General features: G+C 66.0%; 2 protein-coding genes. Both read right to left on the bottom strand.

Going from position 1 to position 1,452, the window contains the following annotated elements; genetic code table 11:
• Window positions 1-9 precede the first annotated feature (9 nt).
• On the bottom strand, window positions 10-1,008 hold the full coding sequence (locus tag F8A92_RS18405; RefSeq protein ID WP_194291589.1) for a DDE-type integrase/transposase/recombinase: 999 nt from the start codon (window positions 1,006-1,008) through the stop codon (window positions 10-12).
• 8 nt (window positions 1,009-1,016) lie between these two features.
• Window positions 1,017-1,397 (bottom strand): hypothetical protein, encoded by a 381-nt coding sequence (locus F8A92_RS18400; RefSeq protein ID WP_153506632.1) that lies wholly within the window; start codon window positions 1,395-1,397, stop codon window positions 1,017-1,019.
• Between the last annotated feature and the right edge of the window lie 55 nt (window positions 1,398-1,452).

Here is a 1,452-nt window from a genome sequence, read left to right as displayed (position 1 = left end):
CGGAATGTGTCAAGCAGCTTGAGACAGTTCGGGTTGCGGCCGCGGTGGGTTGATGTGGACGACGCCGGGCGGTGCTTGGACGCGTGGTGGTTGACGATGTCGTCCCGGCTTGGCGTGATAGTAGGCATCGAGGGTGGCCTGGCGAGCGATCTGGATTGCTCGCCAGGTCCCGTTGTGGACGTCGTCGGGGGTGTAGTCGTTCAGGCCGCTGTGGCGATGCTGGCCGTTGTAGACAGCGAAGAAGCCCGTGAACCAGGCGCGGGCCTGCTGGAGGTCCTCGAAGCGTTCCGGGTAGCTCAAGTCGTATTTCACGGTCTTGAACAGCGCTTCGGAGAACGGGTTGTCGTTGGAGACTCGCGGTCGCGATCGCGAGTGCGTGATGTGCTGCTCGAACAGGTAGGTCTTCATCGCCCCCGACGTCATCGACGGCCCGCCGTCGGCGTGCAGGGTGTGCGGGGCGCCGTGCGCGGTGATGGCGTCGGCGACCAGCGCGACCGCGAGCTCATCCTTTTCCACCGGCTCCAGGCGCCAGCCGACGCACTTGCGGGAGAACACGTCCTCGATCACGTAGAGGTGCAGCGCGGAACGATAGCCCGCGCAGCCGATCCGGGTGATGTCCCAGGACCACACCTGAACGGGACCGTCGGCGGCCAGCTGCGGGATAGCCCGCGACGGGTGGCTCGCAAGCCGCCGGCGGTCGCCGCTGGCTCCCGCAGCACGCGCAATGCGGTACCAGGAACGCAGCGATCCCAGATAAATCCCCTCATCGAGCACCCGAACGAACACCTGCCGCACCGACAGGTCAGCGAACTCCTCGCGTGCCAGATGCGCCAGCACCGCCGCGCGCTCGGCCCCGCTCAACGCGTGCGGCTGCACCCGCTCAGTGTGCGGAGTGATCGGCGCACGCTCGCCGGCCGGCTGCTGGTGCCGATACCAGGACGCCCGCGAATAGCCCACCAGCGCCACGGCACGCACCAGCGAAAAGCCGGCCTCCTGCAGACCGAGCACCGCGCTGCTCAGGATGTCTCGGACCGATCCTGCTGCTCCTGCTGATCGGCCAGAATCTGCAAGAGCTCGCGTGCTTTTCCCAGCACCTCAGCCCCCTTGACCGCCAGATCGCGGTCCGCCTCGGCCTTGGACAGGTCACCTTCGAGCTCGCGGATCCGGGCGCGTAATCGCGTCAGTTCCGCGCTCTCACCACGAGGGGTCATACGCCATCCTCCACGCTTACCGATCGATGCCAGGTCCCCAGCATCGCGCATGAACATCCAGCGGCCCATCGACTGGCGAGACACACCGAGACGACGCAGCGTCAACGCCTTCTGCCCACGCGGGGCATCCTCATACTCGGCAATCATCACCAAGATCTGATCCACCCGATAATGCTTCTGGCCCATACGCCAGCCCCTCCAGATCGACAACATGTCTCACCAGAGGCTGGCGCATAGGGAC

This window comes from Cumulibacter manganitolerans (assembly GCF_009602465.1).
Lineage (GTDB): Bacteria > Actinomycetota > Actinomycetes > Mycobacteriales > Antricoccaceae > Cumulibacter > Cumulibacter manganitolerans.
The sequence above is the reverse complement of the archived record's forward strand: the minus strand, read 5'-3'. Positions and strand labels throughout refer to the sequence as shown.